General features: G+C 68.3%; 11 protein-coding genes, 2 pseudogenes and 1 CRISPR repeat array. Of the genes and pseudogenes, 9 read left to right on the top strand and 4 right to left on the bottom strand.

Annotated features, from left to right (window positions below; translation table 11 throughout):
- Positions 1-92: 92 nt before the first annotated feature.
- Positions 93-803, bottom strand: a complete 711-nt coding sequence (locus AB0D59_RS15620) for a hypothetical protein (protein WP_362565093.1) — start codon at positions 801-803, stop codon at positions 93-95.
- Between the two features lie 320 nt (positions 804-1,123).
- On the opposite strand from AB0D59_RS15620, the gene AB0D59_RS15625 reads away from it, so the two are divergent.
- The 3 genes from AB0D59_RS15625 to AB0D59_RS15635 all read left to right on the top strand — a co-directional run bounded on the left by AB0D59_RS15625 (position 1,124) and on the right by AB0D59_RS15635 (position 4,334).
- Positions 1,124-1,450: a helix-turn-helix transcriptional regulator gene (locus AB0D59_RS15625; protein WP_362565095.1), complete on the top strand. Its 327-nt coding sequence runs from the start codon at positions 1,124-1,126 to the stop codon at positions 1,448-1,450.
- 1,107 nt (positions 1,451-2,557) lie between these two features.
- Positions 2,558-3,748, top strand: coding sequence for a hypothetical protein (locus AB0D59_RS15630; protein ID WP_362565097.1), 1,191 nt, complete (start codon positions 2,558-2,560; stop codon positions 3,746-3,748).
- A 40-nt stretch (positions 3,749-3,788) separates the two neighbouring features.
- On the top strand, positions 3,789-4,334 hold the full coding sequence (locus AB0D59_RS15635; protein ID WP_362565099.1) for an AAA family ATPase: 546 nt from the start codon (positions 3,789-3,791) through the stop codon (positions 4,332-4,334).
- A gap of 245 nt (positions 4,335-4,579) precedes the next feature.
- Here AB0D59_RS15635 and AB0D59_RS15640 read toward each other — a convergent pair whose 3' ends face one another.
- Both AB0D59_RS15640 and AB0D59_RS15645 read right to left on the bottom strand, forming a co-directional pair.
- Positions 4,580-5,476, bottom strand: coding sequence for an LD-carboxypeptidase (locus AB0D59_RS15640; RefSeq protein ID WP_362565101.1), 897 nt, complete (start codon positions 5,474-5,476; stop codon positions 4,580-4,582).
- Between the two features lie 505 nt (positions 5,477-5,981).
- Positions 5,982-6,917 (bottom strand): DUF5655 domain-containing protein, encoded by a 936-nt coding sequence (locus tag AB0D59_RS15645; RefSeq protein WP_362565103.1) that lies wholly within the window; start codon positions 6,915-6,917, stop codon positions 5,982-5,984.
- Between the two features lie 197 nt (positions 6,918-7,114).
- On the opposite strand from AB0D59_RS15645, the pseudogene AB0D59_RS15650 reads away from it, so the two are divergent.
- The 6 genes and pseudogenes from AB0D59_RS15650 to AB0D59_RS15675 form a co-directional block, all read left to right on the top strand.
- A pseudogene (locus AB0D59_RS15650) lies at positions 7,115-7,300 on the top strand (IS5/IS1182 family transposase); the annotation flags it as partial.
- 900 nt (positions 7,301-8,200) lie between these two features.
- Positions 8,201-10,977: direct repeats of the CRISPR family, unit length 29 nt; unit sequence GGGAACATCCCCGCGGGTGCGGGGAGCAG.
- Positions 10,978-11,211: 234 nt separating this feature from the next.
- Positions 11,212-14,139 (top strand): CRISPR-associated helicase Cas3', encoded by a 2,928-nt coding sequence (cas3, locus tag AB0D59_RS15655; RefSeq protein ID WP_362565105.1) that lies wholly within the window; start codon positions 11,212-11,214, stop codon positions 14,137-14,139.
- Positions 14,120-14,716: pseudogene (gene casA, locus AB0D59_RS15660) on the top strand (type I-E CRISPR-associated protein Cse1/CasA); the annotation flags it as partial. The gene cas3 and the pseudogene casA, both read left to right, overlap by 20 nt.
- The gene (locus AB0D59_RS15665) at positions 14,652-15,182 is read left to right on the top strand and encodes an RNA polymerase sigma factor (protein ID WP_362565528.1); all 531 of its coding nucleotides are present in this window, start codon (positions 14,652-14,654) and stop codon (positions 15,180-15,182) included. The pseudogene casA and the gene AB0D59_RS15665, both read left to right, overlap by 65 nt.
- Complete coding sequence (locus AB0D59_RS15670; RefSeq protein ID WP_362565530.1) at positions 15,179-16,240, top strand: CU044_5270 family protein; 1,062 nt, start codon at positions 15,179-15,181, stop codon at positions 16,238-16,240. Before AB0D59_RS15665 ends, AB0D59_RS15670 begins: the two co-directional genes overlap by 4 nt.
- Before the next feature lie 474 nt (positions 16,241-16,714).
- On the top strand, positions 16,715-17,542 hold the full coding sequence (locus AB0D59_RS15675; RefSeq protein WP_031026516.1) for an alpha/beta hydrolase: 828 nt from the start codon (positions 16,715-16,717) through the stop codon (positions 17,540-17,542).
- A gap of 170 nt (positions 17,543-17,712) precedes the next feature.
- On the opposite strand, the gene AB0D59_RS15680 is transcribed toward AB0D59_RS15675, so the two are convergent.
- Positions 17,713-18,156, bottom strand: coding sequence for a VOC family protein (locus AB0D59_RS15680; protein ID WP_362565107.1), 444 nt, complete (start codon positions 18,154-18,156; stop codon positions 17,713-17,715).
- Positions 18,157-18,213 lie beyond the last annotated feature (57 nt).

Raw genomic sequence — 18,213 nt, forward strand, 5'->3', positions numbered from 1 at the left:
AGCTCGTGCTCGTCCGCACCACGGCCTGCTGAATCATCCACCAGCCGAACCCCCAGGCCAGCACGCCCCAACATCAATCGCGGGGCAGCCCGTTACTGCTGATGGGCAGTTGGTTGCGCGAGAGTGAGTCCAGTCCACTGTTCCAGCGCCTCCGCGTGGCTGCCGACCGCCGTCGCCCGGGCAACCGCCGCAAGTTCCTCCGGCGTCGGCTCACCATTGCGGGAGAGCAAAGCCAGTGGCCAGGCAGGGGTTCCCGAATGCTCACCGTCGAACGGGTGCCAGTCCCAGGCCGCATCGAACCGCCAGACGCGCCCGTTCTGGTCGGCTACCTCATCGCCTGGTTCAAGGAAGGCGTACGGGCGGAAAAGCAGTTCGATGCGGATCGGTTCACCGCCGGCCGGATCGAGCGCGTAAGCCTGGTCCTCAAGCTCGGGGTCATACGTGTCACCCTGCCGCAGGAGGTCGAGATAGGCCTCGGGCCGCGGCAGCATGCCGGTGACCTGGGGCGGATCGAAGTGATAGACCGCCTGGACGTGCACCACGGTCGCGGGGATCCCTACGAGGCATGTGTCACCCGCCCTAACTACGGTCTCCGCCGGTTCCGTTCGGAAGATCTCCCACTCGCCGGCCTCAGGCGTTGGAAGCGCCCGCTGGCCGTTCCACCTGATGTTCTTGGCCTGCGGGTCCACCTCCAACCACGGCCACCGTACGGAAACGTAGTAGCGGGAGACTTCGGTGACCGTGGCCTCGGTGAACGGGCACTCCAGCATCAGCACATCACCGGCCCGGTAGTCGTCAATCATGGACGCATTCTGCATGCCCCGCTGGCACACGTATCAATGCGAGGCACAGGCAGCCGCGAGCGATCCCAGGTCAATAACGATCGGCCCGTGTTGAAAGGACTCCCGATGCCCTCATCCGCTGCGTCACGAACAACCACCACAACGCAAACACCCAGGTCAACAGCCCACCGAGCAAGCGAACTCAAGATAATCCAGGACCAGGTCGGTCACCAGCATGCGTCGACGACGGCGCTGTATACGGGGGTGTCGGACGAGTTCCGGACCAGGCTGCTGATGCGGGCCTTGGAAGCACACGGCGACGAGTTGGGGATGACACCGCAGTGATCAAGAAGATGGGCTACCAGTGGCACCTGCGCAAGCTGATGGCGGATGCGGGGATGTTCCAGACCTCGGAGCTGGGACCGCTGCTGGCCGAGCGGGGCATCCACCTCTCGCGCGAGCAGGTCTATCGGCTGGTCACACAGCCTCCGCAGCGGTTGTCCATGGACACCCTGGCCGCGCTCTGCGACATCCTCGCCTGCACGCCCAACGATTTGATCGAGGTCACCACGGTCGGCACGGAGGTCCGCAGGATCGCCGAATCCGGCGCGAGTGCCCCGCCACCGCCGGTCCGCCGTACCCGCATCCGTCGCCCGGAGGGACTGTGAGCCATGCCCGCCGCCTCGCTGGCGCAGACCCGGGCCCAGGTGGTCACCGCCCTAGTCGCGAGCGTGGCGGGGCTGGACGAAGAACGCGCGGCCGGCTTCTTGAAGCAGGCGAGGGCGCTGGAGGTCAGGCCCGTGAAGGAACTGGAGGGCTTCCTGCGCAGCCCAAAGGCCGCCACTGAGGCGGTGGGCGACTTCCCGCTGGCCTGGGTCCGCCTCGCGCACCTGCTACACGCTGCTGGCTATCCCGTCGTCCTCCCGCTCTGCGCAGGGTGCGGCACGCCGACGACCAACCTGCGGCCGGGCCAGAATGGCCGAGTCTGCCCGCGCTGCGCGCCCCGGCGGGAACCCAAGACCTGTGCGCGATGCGGCCGGACGGCACTGATCATGGCCCGCAGGGCAGAAGGAGGGATCTGCAACCGGTGCTATCGCCAGGACCCGGCCGTGCTCGCGTCGTGCGCCCAGTGCACGCGGCTGCGCCCGCCTGCCGGCCGCGACGACCAGGGCCGCCCCGTCTGCGCACAATGCTGGGGACGGCCACTGCGCACCTGCGCGGAGTGCGGCGCGCTGGCGCCCACCAAGGCGATCGGACCGGACGGACCGCTGTGCCAGCCGTGCTACCAGCGCACCCGTCAGCCCCGCCGGATCTGTTCCAGCTGTGGGGAGTTCACCCGGATCAGTCGCCGCGCCGGCAGCGCGAACGGCGGAGCCGGGGAGGTTTGTTACCGCTGCTATCGCCGCCCCACTACCGACGCCTCGTGCGTGGTCTGTGGGCGCCTGCGACCCTGCTACCGGCGGCGTGACGGCACGCTGACCTGCTGGGCTTGCAGAGCTCTGCCGCAGCGGACCTGTGCGCGCTGTCACCGTTCACGAGCCGTCGCCGCGAACTGGCCCATGGGTCCTGTCTGTTCGCCTTGCTACCGTCGCATCCGCGCCCGCCCCGAACTTTGCGCGCAGTGTGGCAACCGCCGCCCTCTCATCGGCACCGCCGGTCGCCCCAGCGGGGCCGGAATCTGCGGGCCCTGCGCCGGAGTCGGCCCCACTCTGCCCTGCACCACCTGTGGACACGAAGAAGGTTCCTATACCGCTGGCCGATGTCTTCGCTGCATCGTGCGTCATCGCGTCCGCGACCGCATCACCCGGTCCGACGGCACCCCGCACCCCCAACTCACGCCGCTCCTCGACGCCTTGAGCGAAACTGCGGAACCGGTCAGCACCCTGCACTGGCTGGCCGACAGCACCTCTGCCCAGCTGCTGATCCGCTTGGCCGCCGACCGACGGCCGATCAGTCACGACCTGCTGGACGAACTTCAACCCGGGCACGCCGAGCGATACCTGCGCCACCTGCTGATCGCCGCGGGCATCCTGCCGCCCCGCAACGACGACCTCGAACGCATCCCCGCCTGGCTCGACAGCCTGCTTGCCGACCGGCCCCCGCACCACGGCCGCATCGTACGCCCGTTCACCACCTGGGTACTGCTGCGACGAGCCCGCCGCCAAGCCGACGACCGCCTCCACACCACCCCGGCAGCCCAGCGCATCCGCCGCCGCGTCCGCCAGGCGTTGCACCTGCTGGACTGGCTCGACGCCCACCACCTCGAACTCGCCACGCTGGACCAGGACCGACTCGACACCTGGCTCAGCACCAACCGCTCGCACTACGAGGCCAAGCAGTTCCTCCACTGGGCTGCCCAGCGCGGCCTCACCGATCCCTTCACCATCGCCACCCCACCCACCGCGATGGCCGCCCCCGTCCTCGCCGAAGAAGACCGCTGGCACCAACTCCGCCGTTGCCTGACCGACACCGCGCTCCCACTCGAAGTACGCGTCGCCGGGGCCCTCGTCCTTCTTTACGGCATCCCCGGCGAACGTCTACGGCACCTGACCACCGACCAGATACACGGCACCTCAGATACGATGTTCCTCCAGCTCGGAAATGCACGGCTGTGGATTGCGCCCCGCCTGGCTGAACTCCTTCACCAACTCGCCAAGGCACCCCGGCAGCGCTCCCAACTCTCCCGCCGCCTGGCCAACCAGATTCCGTGGCTGTTCCCCGGCGCGCTGCCCGGTCATCCCCTCAGCCGCAAGGCATTCAACGACCAGCTGGTGCGCCACGGCATCCAGGCAAGGCTGGCTCGGACAGCAGCCCTCATCGCACTCGCTGCCGAACTGCCCCCGCCTGTGCTGGCCAAGCTGCTTGATCTCCACATCCACACCGCACTCAAGTGGGCCCACCACGCTCAGCGTGACTGGAGCGCCTACCTCACCGCCCGCATCACCGACCTGGATGGGGGCGGATGAACCCCCGTATCAGCCACCGGAAAAGACGCAAGGACTTGCCATGAAGCGGTTTATCCTCACCGGCGCACCCGGCGCAGGGAAGACATCCATCCTCCGGCAGCTGCAACAGCGAGGGTTCGACGTCGTCGATGAGGCAGCGACTGCGATCATCACGCGCGAGCAGGCTGAGGGCGATGCCGAGCCTTGGACCCAGGCGGCCTTCGTCGAGAAAGTGGCCGTCCTGCAGCGCCAGCGACAAATGCAGTCCGCATCCGGCGACGTGGCCCTCCAGATCTACGACAGGTCTCCGATCTGCACTCACGCCCTCAGCACCTACCTCGGACGCCCCGTCTCAGAGGAGCTGTCCGCCGAGATCGACAGGATCACCCGGGAGCGGGTTTACGAGCAGCAGGTCTTCTTCATCCGCAACATCGGGTACTGCGAGCCCACCGCTGCCCGACGGATCAGCTTTCGGGAGTCGCTGGCCTTCGAGCGGATCCACGAACGGAGCTATCGGCAGTTCGGCTACGAACTCGTCGACGTCCCGGCCGGTGCAGTGGCCCACCGGGCGGAGATGATCGCAGACACCATCTCGCAGCTCGCGTGATGCTCCCGGTCCCCGCGGACCATGTCCACAATCCCCAGAAAATCGGCTCCCGAGGCGGCCGGCCACCGACGTTCGACAAGACCGACCACAAGCAGAAAGACGCGGTCGCATGCGGCATCAACCGGAATTCCAGCGTCACCGGGCCGTGGCCACGAGATGCGATCTCGCCGTCCGCTACGAGGCGACCGTGGTGTTCGCAGTCCTCAACGATTGGCTGTGACCAGCGTTTTCGCAACAGACAGACCTCAGACGACCGCAGGCAGAACGGTCAGCGTTCCCGTGGCTGTGTCGATCGTCGCCTTGGTGCCCAGGGGGATCGTCGGGGGGTGGTTGCCGTGTCCGGCGGGGAGCCCGCCCAGGACTGGAACGCCGAGTGCGGCCAGTCGGTCGCGCAGGACGTCGCGGATGCCCCATCCGCCCAGCGTTGGATCGCCGGCATCGCGCTCGAAGCCGATGAACTGGCCGAGGGCGACGCCGCGGAGTCCGTGGAGCGCCCCGGAGCGGGTGAGCTGGGTCAGTGCGCGGTCGACCTCGCCCAGTCCGGTTCCTCTCTGATGTTCGAGGAAGAGGATCGCCCCCTGCAGGCTGGGCAGGCCGGCTCCGGTCTCCGTGCGGATCGCGTCGAGGTTGCCGCCCATCAGGACACCCGTCGCCGTGCCCTCCACGGTGACATCCGCGGTGGCCTCGGACGGGTCGCGGTGGAGGGTGACAGGGTCGGTGGTCATCAGCGCGCGGCGCAGGGCCTCGGCGGAGGCGGGCCCGGTGTAGGCGTCGTTGCATTTGGCGAAGGGGCCGTGGAGTGTGGCCAGGCGGCATCGTGACCACAGGGCGAGGTGGAGGTGGGTGATGTCGCTGAAGCCGACGACCGGTTTGGGGTCACGTCTGAGGGCGTCGGTGTCGAGGTCGTCGACGATGCGGTAGGTGCCTTTGCCGCCCATCGCGGCGATCACGGCGCGGACGCCCGGATCGCGGAACGCCGCGTTCAGGTCGAAGGCGCGGTCCTCGTCGCGGCCGGCCATGTAGCCCCACTGGTCGAAGACGTGTTCGCCCAGCTCGGCCTGAAGGCCCCAGGAGGTGAGCAGTTCGACGCCCCGGGCGACTTCTTCGCGACTCGGCGGACAGGCAGGAGCAACGACCCGCACCCGATCTCCGGGCCGTAAGCGCGGCGACCTCAACGACTGCGGATTCTGGTAGTCATCCATCCGACGATTCTGCGTGGGCTTGGCCCACAACCGTGTAACCGTTCCACCAAGGGATGACCGCGTCCACGCTGGCGGGCGGCCCGGCTCGATGCCTTGCCGCAACAACGGCCCCAGACGGGCCCATTGGCCGTTCGCCAGATCGCCGCGTCCCGCAGGGCGTGATCAGCCACGGCCAAGATTCACTTTCGGAACGGAGCTAGCCAACCGGGGGAGCCGCCCGTCAGGGCGAAGACGGCACAGACCTCAAGGGAATACTCCCCGCCCCGAAAAACTGCACTGCACCAGTTGAACAGCGGCTCCAGGCGGAGCTGACCCAGGACGACTTCGTCCTGGCCGGACCGGAGGAGTGATCATGAGAGCAGAGAGCCCAGGGCCAATGGACGACAGACGCCAAAGGCGGCTGGCGCATCGAGTAACCGATGCGCCAGCCGCCCTTTCGTTTGCGTCAGCCCGCCTCGAACGCTCGCCGGATCAGCGGTGCCGCTTTCTCCAAGTCAGGCGCCGAGGCGAGGCGTACCTCCAGGTCACCGGTCCCAAGATGCCCGATGCCGCGCATGTCCCGGGTGAAGCCTTCCTCCAACGTGACGGTCTCCGGGTCGAGTCTGAGGTAGACCAGGATCGACTCGTGCTTCGGGCGGAAGATCACCGACGCCACGTTCACCAGCCGCCGGTAGGCGATGTAGTGCCGAAGGGACGCCACCTCGACCTCGCCCCACGTCGTGAGAGCGTCGTCCAGCTCCGCGTACAAGTCCCGCAGGCAGTCCGGGACGAGGCTGGGCCCCGCCGACGCGGGAACCACCGGAGTGGCCGGCATGCTGTCGGCTGCTGCGTCCCGCTCCCGGTTCCGCCGAGGCGAAGCGGCGCTCGGCGAACCGGGCGAGGAGTCCACGAGCAGCAGGCTCAGCAGGTCGCCCTCGAAAACGCGATAGCGCACCAAGTCGATTCGCTCGGGGAGCCGCTGCACGGCCACGCGATCGTGATGGGAGAAGCTGGCCGCGATGCAGACCATCCGCGGACGACGCCAATCGATGGACTCAGCGGCCTCCGGGCCCAACACCTTCCGGACGAGCGCCTCGACCTCGTGGTGAGCCGACTCCAACCAGGACAGGTAGGAGACAGCCTGCGACAGCACCCCGTTGTCGGAGCCCTTCTTGTACTCGACCACCACGGGGGTGTTGTTCTCGTCGATCCCGAGCGTGTCGATTCGCCCCCGGTGCCACGGTCCCGTCGGGTACTCCGACGCCAGGAAGCGGATGCCGAGCATCGCCTCCATCCCTGCCTCGATCCGACGCTGCAGCTCCACCTCCAGCGCCACCGTCGAACCCCGCAGCTCGATGTCCTGGCCATTGGCATCCAGCCGGAACAGCTTCAGGTCGGTCACCAGTGTCCCCCTCCCACGATCACTACGGCAGGAGCAATCGAAAGCGACGTACGGGTATTCCGGGTCCCGGGCGGGAACGTAGGGAGAGTAAGGGGTAACGCCTCTACAGTCCCGGTTCAGCGGTGATCAGCCTCGGCCGTCGCACGCCTTGCAGCCGCCGCTGCCCTTGCGGCTGGAGCGCGTGAACATGTCCCCGCCTGGAACTTCATGTACTTGACTGCCCATCAGCGGTCGATCTGTCGGGCTCGAACCTTCGGGTTCTGTCTGGCCTGCTGGCCGCTCAGCACCGCGAGCGCGGGACACGGTGGCGCCGTCTTTCGGTCGGTCGGCAGACTCTGCTCGTGCTGGCGCATCATCCGCAGCGCGGGTACACCTACGCGGAGAGCGGACTCAATTATCTGCGTACTCGCTGAGTTGGGGCTCGGCTATTACCTGTGCAGATTGTTGCTCGCGTACGATCGGGGCGCGGGTAGTGCGCACGACCGGCGCAAAGACCCCGACCCCAGGCTGCTATCCCGAGGCCAGGGCCCTCACCCGCGCAGTAGATAGTGAGCCCGGGCGTCCAATTCGCGTCCGGGCTCACAAATAAGCCCTGGCGCTACACCCGGCGTCACGCTACCCCTAATCACGGGGAGTACTGCTGCACGATGAGGTTGACGAGGCTCGCCAATACGGGTGACCAGTCGAGCAGGAGTTGACCAATGAGCCGCCGCAGTCCTAAGGGCCGCTCTGAGGCTTCCTGATTACTGTCACTCGCAGCGGCAGTCCCTTCCTCCATCTGCACCTCCAAGGTGTGCGAAGTCGACCCAGTTACCTGGGCCTTCAGCCGGACGGACCGGTGAAGCGAGAGCGAACCCCTTGGCGGAACGCCCTAAGCATAGATCCCCGTGGCGAAGCGTCAGGCCCAATCGTCGAGCTTCGGGATGAACGAGGCGGGACAACGTGATCCTGATCCGCTGCCATGGCAGCCGATGCCAGGCAGGGCGGCAGAGCCAGCGCCGTTAGTCATGGGTGTGCGGTCCGCCTGATCCATCCCCGCGGAGGCGGGGAGCAACTGAACCGAAGGGTTAGCTCCATGCTCAGGGCGGGATCATCCCCAAATGTGTGAGGAGCACCGCAGTGGACCAGACGGAACCGATGGTCGGACGGCTGGGGTCGGTCCGTCGTCCGTAGGACGACGGTGATCGCGCCAGAAGCTGACCACGGAGGCCATCTTTGCATGCAAAGATCCATTACGGTCGATTCCTCATAGGCGTCTCCAGCCCGAGCACGTCAAGCAGTTCGGGACTATCCCCGCGGGTGCGGGGAGCAAAAGAAGCTCGGCCAGGACAGCGCCGACATCCTGGGAACATCCCCGCGGGTGCAGGGAGCAGGTGAAGCCGCCGACCGTCGCCGACGTGGGCGTGGGAACATTCCCGCGAGTGCGGGGAGTAGCCGGCCGTCGTCCACTTGCCGGACGCGCCGCCGGGAACATCCCCGCGGGTGCGGGGAGCAGGCTCACCACGAACTCAGCGGCAAGCACGAGGATGGAACATCCCCGCGCGTGCGGGGAGCAGAGGTACGGCGCCGCAGGCGCGGCCAGCATGTGGGGAACATCCCCGCGGGTGCGGGGAGCAGAGGACGTCCTGTACGTACTTGTAGACCGGCGGGGGAACATCCCAGCGGGTGCGGGGAGCAGGTCCGGCTGTTCGTTGTACATGATCACCTCACGGGAACATCCCCGCGGGTGCGGGGAGCAGGACAGGTCGACGTACTGGACGCCGTCCAGTTCGGGAACATCCCCGCGGGTGCGGGGAGCAGGCCGCTGGCACCTACCAGTCGGTCTCCGTGGAGGGAACATCCCCGCGGGTGCGGGGAGCAGACCGGCTACAGCGCCAAAACCTGGTGCCAGCTGGGAACATCCCCGCGGGTGCGGGGAGCAGAGCATCGGTATCGACCCGACGGCACCGACGACGGGAACATCCCCGCGGGTGCGGGGAGCAGGGCCGAGACCCTCGCGCGTGAGGCGGCGCGCCGGGAACATCCCCGCGGGTGCGGGGAGCAGATGGTCCATCCGGCATCGCGCCAGGTGCCAGCGGGAACATCCCCGCGGGTGCGGGGAGCAGAGCTTCGTGACGTTCCAGTACGGCGGTCCGTCGGGAACATCCCCGCGGCTGCGGGGAGCAGGGCGCGTTCGACGGAGCCGATCGATACGGACAGGGAACATCCCCGCGGGTGCGGGGAGCAGAGCAGGGCACAGGCCGCACTCAGCCACGCGACGGGAACATCCCCGCGGGTGCGGGGAGCAGATCAAATCCGCCAGCGAGTTCAACGCCTTCGTGGGAACATCCCCGCGGGTGCGGGGAGCAGACAAGGTGCCCGATCTCCTGGAACCTCGGCTCGGGAACATCCCCGCGGGTGCGGGGAGCAGGAGGTAGAGCACCGGTGCGTGCAGACCGAGGAGGGAACATCCCCGCGGGTGCGGGGAGCAGACCGAGTGGTCCGACGGCGAGTGCAACGCCCTGGGAACATCCCCGCGGGTGCGGGGAGCAGGCGCCGGCCGTCGTGTCGATGTAGTAATCCCCGGGAACATCCCCGCGGGTGCGGGGAGCAGTTGATGGCCCACCCCGAGGCGCCCGCCGAGTAGGGAACATCCCCGCGGGTGCGGGGAGCAGGGCTGACGTCATGAACGTTCAGATGACCTTCAAGGGAACATCCCCGCGGGTGCGGGGAGCAGGAAGGCGCCGCAGTCGGCGCGCATCGGCCAGTGGGAACATCCCCGCGGGTGCGGGGAGCAGGCGTCTGGCATCCGAGCGGCATGGTCGCCGACGGGAACATCCCCGCGGGTGCGGGGAGCAGGCCAGACGGTGGAAGCCCATTGCCCTCCTTGCGGGAACATCCCCGCGGGTGCGGGGAGCAGGGGCATGAGCGGCCCCCCTTTCACCAGATGTTGGGAACATCCCCGCGGGTGCGGGGAGCAGCAGCTGTTCTGGACGATCACCCCCACCGGCTGGGGAACATCCCCGCGGGTGCGGGGAGCAGGGCCTCCTCGCCGCGCAGTACGTGGACGGCTCGGGAACATCCCCGCGGGTGCGGGGAGCAGATCGTCGGGTTGGTGCGGTCGGTGCTGCCTCTGGGAACATCCCCGCGGGTGCGGGGAGCAGGGCGACGCCATGACAGAGATCATGGAGCGGTGGGGAACATCCCCGCGGGTGCGGGGAGCAGCGATCGTTCACGGTCGACAGCACGGCGAGTTGAGGAACATCCCCGCGGGTGCGGGGAGCAGGTCCGCTTGCCGGTAGAGCCGGACCACGATGTGGGAACACCCCCGCGGGTGCGGGGAGCAGGAGTTGGGACTCTGGCGCCTCCGCCTGGACACCGGAACATCCCCGCGGGTGCGGGGAGCAGCCAAGATGCTCCTGCGGCACAGGCCAACTGCGGGGAACATCCCCGCGGGTGCGGGGAGCAGCTCACCGAACGGCAGGCCGCCGCCGTGCGCAAGGGAACATCCCCGCGGGTGCGGGGAGCAGATCAGGGTCGGTGCCGCGACCCAGATCACGTCGGGAACATCCCCGCGGGTGCGGGGAGCAGACCATCGGCATCCGCCAGACCATCCCGGGCTCCGGAACATCCCCGCGGGTGCGGGGAGCAGTTGGCGACGGCCAGGGCGACTGCGTGCGTGCGGGGAACATCCCCGCGGGTGCGGGGAGCAGGCAACCCTGACTATCCGTTCAACGCCGTCGTCGGGAACATCCCCGCGGGTGCGGGGAGCAGTTGAAGATCTCGTAGGCGGTGTCCTGGTCGACGGGAACATCCCCGCGGGTGCGGGGAGCAGCCGGACGCGCTCCCGGGCGAGGCGGATGAACTGGGGAACATCCCCGCGGGTGCGGGGAGCAGTCGTGGACGTGGTCGGGGTCGCGGCTCTCGCAGGGAACATCCCCGCGGGTGCGGGGAGCAGCGGCCGTCAGGCCAGGTCAAGTTGGGTTCAGTGGGAACATCCCCGCGGGTGCGGGGAGCAGGACGTCAGCGCCCAGTACATCGCTGCCGTGATGGGGAACATCCCCGCGGGTGCGGGGAGCAGACTGTCTGACCTGCCGGTCTAGGGCTGGGAGGGCGCGGTTTCACGTACTTTCATCGATCTCGACAAAAGGGTGCATTTCGCGCCCTCCCCCTTCGGGGGTGGGTGCTTGTGGCGAATAGATCACCTTATGGCTTGCGTGTGCCTGTTGGGGGCTGGAAAGCTGCATCGGCTGCAGATCAAGTTTGTTTCCGTGATTTGGCCTGCTGGGTGTTGGTTTGCGTGTAGGCATCTTGCATGAGCAGTGGGGGTGTTTTCGGTTGTGGGCTGTTGCCGCGGCTTCAGGTGCCGGCGCGGTCGGTATGGGCGAAGCATGATCGTGATGGTGACGGATGGTTGCCCTTGTGGCGGCATATGGAGGACAGTGCCGCCGTCGCCGGCCTTCTGTGGGACGAGTGGTTGCCTTTCGGTGTGCGGCGGTTGATCGCTGAGGCGTTGCCCGATGGTGAGGGGGACGGGCGCAGGCTTGTTGTGTGGCTTGCAGGTGTGCATGACATTGGCAAGGCGACGCCGGCGTTCGCCTGTCAGGTCGATCAACTCGCCGATGTCATGCGGGAGAAGGGTCTGGAGATGCGGTCCCGTCAGGCGATGGGGCCGGATCGGCGGCTGGCGCCGCACGGGCTGGCCGGTCAGGTGTTGCTGGGTGAGTGGCTGGAGGAGCGTCACGGGTGGGCGGCCAAGCAGACAGGGCAGTTCACCGTGGCGGTGGGCGGGCATCATGGGGTGCCGCCGGAGAACGGTCAGATCAAGGCCCTCTACGACCATGAGGAGTTGCTGCGTACTCCTGGCCGTAGCAGTGGGGTGTGGCGGCAGGCGCAGAGGGAGCTGCTCGATGCGTGCGCGGAGTGCTTTGGCGTGGGGGAGCGGCTGCAGGCGTGGCGGGAGGTGAGACTGCCGCAGCCCGTACAGGTGTTGCTGACCGCGCTGGTCATCATCTCCGACTGGATCGCCAGCAATCCCGACCTCTTCCCGTACTTTCCGGATGCTGCGTCTTCTGGCAGTGAGGAGCGGCTGGCGGCGGCGTGGCGGGGGCTGGATCTCCCGGCGCCGTGGCGGGCGTCAGAGCCTGTCGGGGATGCGCAGGAGTTGTTCGTGTCTCGGTTCGGGCTTCCGCAGGGAGCGAAGGTCCGTCCGGTTCAGGAGGCGGCGCTGGCGTTGGCCCGGGAGATGGAGGCGCCCGGGCTGATGGTCATCGAAGCTCCGATGGGGGAGGGGAAGACGGAGGCGGCGCTTGCTGTGGCCGAGGTCTTCGCGGCGCGTTCGGGTGCGGGCGGTGTGTTCTTCGCGTTGCCGACGATGGCGACGGGCAACGCGATGTTCCCGCGGCTGTTGGAGTGGTTGAATCGGCTGCCGGACGACGGCAGCCGCCGTCACTCCGTCCACCTCGCACATTCGAAGGCGGCTCTCAACGAGGACTTCGCCGGGTTGCTGGCCCGTGGCGGGCAGGTGGCGGCGGTCGACGTGGATGCCGCCGTGCCTGCGTCCCGGCGGCTGGGGGAACCGGCGCGGTCCGCGGGCGCCGAGCTGGTGGCTCACACCTGGCTGCGGGGCCGTAAGAGGGCGATGCTGGCGTCGTTCGTGGCCGGTACCGTTGACCAGCTGCTGTTCGCCGGGCTGAAGAGCCGGCATCTGGCGCTGCGACATCTGGCGGTAGCGGGCAAGGCCATTGTGATCGACGAGGCGCACGCCTACGACACCTACATGAGCGTCTACCTGGACCGGGTGCTGGCCTGGCTGGGCGCCTACCGGGTTCCCGTGGTCGTGCTCTCTGCGACCCTGCCTGCTGCGCGTCGGCGTCAGCTGGTCGAGGCGTACTCCGGGATAGCCGGCACACAGGTCGACAGCGCTTCGGCAGACGGGGTGTATCCGCTGCTCACCGCTGTCGCGCCGGCCGGTATGCCCGTGGTACGCCATCCGGCTGCTTCGGCCCGGTGCACGGATGTCCGGGTGGAGCGGCTTGCGGACGGCCTGGATGTTCTGGCCAACCGGCTGGAGACGGAGCTGGTCGGCGGCGGATGTGTACTCGTCGTTCGCAATACGGTCAAGCGGGTGCTGGAGACAGCCCGGGTGCTGCGGGAGAGGTTCGGCGACGAGGCCGTCAGCGTGGCGCACTCGTGTTTCGTGGACATCGACCGGGCGGCCAAGGACCGTGACCTGCTGAGGCGGTTCGGTCCGCCTGGTAGGGCGACGGGGCGGCCTGAAGGCCGACATATCGTGGTGGCCAGCCAGGTGGCCGAGCAGTCCCTGGACGTGGACTTCGATCTCCTTATCAGCGACCTGTGCCCGGTGGACCTGCTGCTGCAGCGGATGGGCCGACTGCACCGTCACCAGCGTGGGGACGGCCAGAGCGAGCGGCCCGCGCGGTTGCGTGCGGCACGGTGCCTGCTGACCGGCGCCGACTGGGAGGCGGACGTTCCCGTCCCAGTGCGCGGATCGGTCGCGGTATACGGGGCGTATGCGCTGCTGCGGTCGGCCGCAGTGCTGCTGCCCCATCTCGACGGCGCGCCGCAGCGCCCCGTGCGGCTGCCCGCTGACATCAGCCCGCTCGTCCAGGGCGCGTACGGCGCGGCTCCGGCCGGTCCGGAGCATTGGGTGCCGGCGCTGGAGGAAGCAAGGACGCGGTTCGAGCGGCACCGGGCCGACCAGGCCGAGCGGGCGGCCGTGTTCCGCCTCGGTGAAGTCGGCCGTCCCGGCAGGGCGTTGTTCGGCTGGGTGGCGGCCGGGGTGGGCGATGCCGACGACACCCGCACTGGGCGGGCCCAGGTCCGCGACAGCCGGGAGAGCCTGGAAGTCGTCGTCATGCAGCGGCGTGCCGACGGCACCCTCGCCACCCTCCCGTGGCTGGAAGCAGACAAGCAGGGCCGCCGGCGCGGGGGACTTGAGCTGCCGCAGGACCAGGTGCCCACGTCGTTCGCTGCCCGGGCGGCGGCGAGTTGCGGGCTGCGGCTGCCCATCCAGTTCTCCTACGCCGAAACCCTCGACAAGGCCATCGCGGAACTGGAGCAGCTGTACCTGCCCGCCTGGCAGAGCAAGGACAGCCCGTGGCTGGCCGGCCAGCTGATTCTCGCGCTCGATGAGGATTGTCAGACCCTGCTGGCAGGCTATGCGCTCCACTACAGCCCTTCCGACGGCTTGGAGGTGACCCGTGACGGAACCGACCGGTGACAGCGCGGCCCATGCCCCTTCATTCGACCTGACCACCGAGCCGTGGATCGGGGTCCTGCAATGTGACGGCTCGCAGGAGGAGCTGTCGCTGCGTCAGATCTTCGCCCAGGCCGCCAAGGCGCGGCGCCTCGCGGGAGACCTGCCCACCCAGGAATTCGCGCTGCTGCGGCTGCTGCTGGCCGTCGCCCACGACGCCCTGGACGGCCCCCGCGACGTCGAGTCCTGGGCCGAACTGTGGGCGGACCCGCAGTGCTTCGCGCCGGTCGGTGCCTATCTGGAAACGCACCGCGAGCGCTTCGCCCTTTTCCACCCGGCCGCCCCGTTCTTCCAGACCGCTGGGCTGCGGACGGCGAAGGACGAGGTCTTCTCTCTCAACCGGATCGTGGCCGACGTGCCCAACGGGGAGCCCTTCTTCACCGCCCGGATGCCCACCGTCGAACGGCTCACCTTCCCCGAGGCGGCCCGCTGGGTCGTCCACGCCCACGCCTACGACACGTCCGGGATCAAGTCCGGTGCGGTGGGCGACGACCGGGTCAAGGGCGGCAAGGTGTATCCGCTGGGAACGGGGTGGGCGGGAGCGGCTGGAGCAGGGCGACGAGAGCCTCCGCCCCTGGGTCTACGGCATCGCCACCAACGTCCTGCGCAACCGCGGACGCGCAGCGCGCAAACACCAGCAGACCCTGACCCGCTTCCCCACACCCGAGACCGTCCCGGATATTGCCGACGAAGTCGCCGATCGCATCGACGACAGCGAAAGGCTCGCGGCCGCCAGAGCGGCGGTGGCCAGGCTGCGCCGCGGGGACCGCGATGTGTTCATGCTGTGCGTCTGGTCCGACCTCAGCTACGCCGCGGCGGCCCAGGCCCTGGGCATCCCGGTCGGCACTGTCCGCTCCCGCCTGTCACGCGCACGGGGGCGTCTGCTCAAACTGACCGAGCAGGAACTGAAGCGCGTGAAAAAAAGAGTGGAACCCCCTGCACTCGTCCGACAGATACAGGGCGACCGCACACCCGCGGTCCGGTCGATACAGGAGAAAGCCCGATGAACGCTCCGAAGCATGGTGACGAGGCCGAGCGCCAGGAGCTGTCGCACCTGCTGCCGCGCCCCGGCACACCAGGTCTCTCTCCCGCCCGGTCTCAACGTCTTGAGGAATATCTGATGCAGGAAGTCACCCAGACCGGCGCGCAGACGCAGCCGTCTCCCGCCGCGAAGCGCGGTATGCCGCGCTGGAGCCTGATAGCCGCGCCGGCCGCGGCCCTGGCTGTCGCCGCAGCCGTCGCCGTCAGCGTCACCGGCTCCGGCGCGACCCCCGCCGACGACAGTGTGGCCATGGCCTCGGTCATCACCGTGCAGCCTGCCTCCGCCCACGGCGCCACCGCCTTCCTCAGCCAGGTCGCGGACGCGGCCAGCAAGCAGAAGACCCCGACCGTCGGCGCCCACCAGTTCATCTACGTCAAGAGCAAGGTCGGCTTCACCCACCAGGTCAAGCAGCGCACCATCGGCGGCGCCGCCAAGCTCGACGCCGTCCACCAGCGCGAAGTGTGGCTGGCCGCCGACCCCTCCAAGGACGGCCTCATCCACGAGGGCGGCCAGAACATCACCATCCACAACAGCGGCAAGGGTGTGGTCAACCCCGGCGAAGCGTCGCAGCCCGCCAGGCCGGGCACCGTCCCGCAGATCGCGTCGCTGTCGACGAACCCCGACGCGCTGCTGACGCAGATCTACTCCGCCACCCGCGGCGAGGCCCCCGGCAAGGACGCGGCCGCGTTCAACTGGATCGGCGAGACCGTCTCCGAGTCGATCGTGCCCGGTGACGTGGCTTCCTCCATCTGGCGGGCCGCCGCGAAGATCCCCGGCGTCGTCCTCGTCAAGGACGCCACTGACGCGGCCGGCCGCCATGGCGAAGCCATCGCCCACGTCTCCAACGGCGAACGCACCGAGTACATCTTCGACCGCAACACCCACCTGTTCCTCGGCGAGCGCAGCTACCTCATCAAGGACACCTCGATGGGCAAGGCAGGCATGCTCACCGGCACCAGCGCGGTCCTCTCCCGCGCCGTCGTGAACAAGATGGGCGACCTGCCTGCAGGCGCCGGCGCCTGACCCGCACACCACCCAACCGCCGGGCTGCTGACCATCACTCAGCGGTCGGGCGGACCCATCTCCCCACCAGCATGGCACCCACACGGCCTGGCCTGAGCGGAGGCAACATCGTCTGACAGGGCGGCAAGGGTCGTCCGTCGACAGATGCTCGACCTCACCTTCAGCCGGATCAACATGCCTTCGGCCACGGGTGGTTCACCGTCGTGGTCGAGCCATGAGGAGCGGTGGGCGAGCCGGGCCCGGTGGTCATGCCCAAATTAGCGGTCTGATGGTTGGGCTTAAGCACCACCGTACGAGACGGGCCACTTCCCCGCCTGTCAGACATCGGTCCACCCACTCGCACCAGAGCGGTGACTGAAGACGCGCTGAATCGGCGCCCCGCAGTTATGTTGACCACATGCGGTGCCGCTTCCGCCACATCCCAGAGGGCGTGACGTGAGGGGCCCGCGAGCGGATTTCGAGAGGAGCGCAACCATGCCCTTCGCCACCGCCGAGGACGGCACGCAGATCTTCTACAAGGACTGGGGCTCGGGCCAACCCGTCGTCTTCTCCCATGGCTGGCCGCTCACCGCGGACGCCTGGGACCCCCAGATGAAGCTCATGGTGGACAACGGCTTCCGCGCCATCGCCCACGACCGACGCGGCGGCGGACGCTCCGGTCAGCCCTGGGACGGCAACAACCTCGACACCTACGCCGATGACCTGGCCGCGGTCATCGAAGCCGAAGACCTGCACGACGTCATCCTGGTCGGGCACTCCACCGGCGGCGGCGAGGTCACCCGCTACATCGGCCGGCATGGCACGGCACGGGTCGCCAAGCTGGTCCTGCTCGGCGCGATCCCTCCGCTGATGCTGAAGACGGAAGCCAACCCTGAGGGCCTGCCGATCGAGGTGTTCGACGAGATCCGCCAGGGTGTGCTCACGGATCGCTCGCAGTACTACAAGGACCTCAGTGCCCCGTTCTACGGTGCGAACCGTGAGGGCTCGACCGTCTCCCAGGGAACGCGTGACGAGTTCTGGCTGTGGAGCATGACCGTCGGGATCAAGGGCGCCTACGACTGCATCAAGGCGTTCTCCGAGACGGACACGACCGAGGACCTGAAGAAGGTCGATGTGCCGACACTGATCGTGCATGGCGACGACGACCAGATCGTGCCCATCGTCTCAGCGGGCGCCAAATCATCCAAGATCGTCAAGGGTGCGCAGTACAAGGTCTACGAGGGCGCGCCTCATGGCCTTGCGATGGTGCCCAAGTACGCCGAGATCTTCAACAGAGACCTGCTTGAGTTCGCGCGTAGTTAGCGCCGCCCCCCGGTCCTGGGTCAACGGCGGCGCTGCCGTTAACCCAGGACACTGCCGGCCAGTGGCGCTGTGAATTGGCCGCCCGGGAGGGACGGTTCAAAGATGTCCCGGGCAACCATGTCCGGAGCGCCTGAAACTGGCTCGGCAGCCTGGGCGATCGGTTCGCCGTGTCAGCCGATCGGGCTTGCGCCCTGCTGGAAGACGTTGATGAGGTTTCCGTCGTTGTCGCGGATCGCGGTCGAGATGCTGCCGTCGCCGAGGTCCATCTGCTCCCAGACGGTCGTCACGCCCAGGTCACGGAAGGTGCGGGTCACGCCGACGAGGTCTTCGACGCGGAAGACCAGGGCCTTGTTGCCGATCGGGCGGATGTGGGCGGGGGGCTCTGCCGTCAGTTCGGGGATCCGCACACCGTCCGCGGGCTGAAGGAGCTCGAGCCGGAACCCGGGGCCCTCCAGGAAGGCGACGTCCGCTCCGATGGCGTCGAAGCGGGACTTCGCCAGCAGGGTGAGGCCGAACACCCGGTTCCACCAGTGGATCGACGCGTCGAGGTCGCTGACGGAAATCGTCACGTTGTGGAGGCTGTAGGGGAAGGGCGGCTGGGCAGCGGTGGTCATGGTGATCACTTTTCGTTGGGCGGGTGCAGGCGTTTGCGGTGGGGCACGCGAGACCCC

The organism is Streptomyces sp. NPDC048417 (assembly GCF_040651615.1).
Taxonomy (GTDB): Bacteria; Actinomycetota; Actinomycetes; order Streptomycetales; family Streptomycetaceae; genus Streptomyces.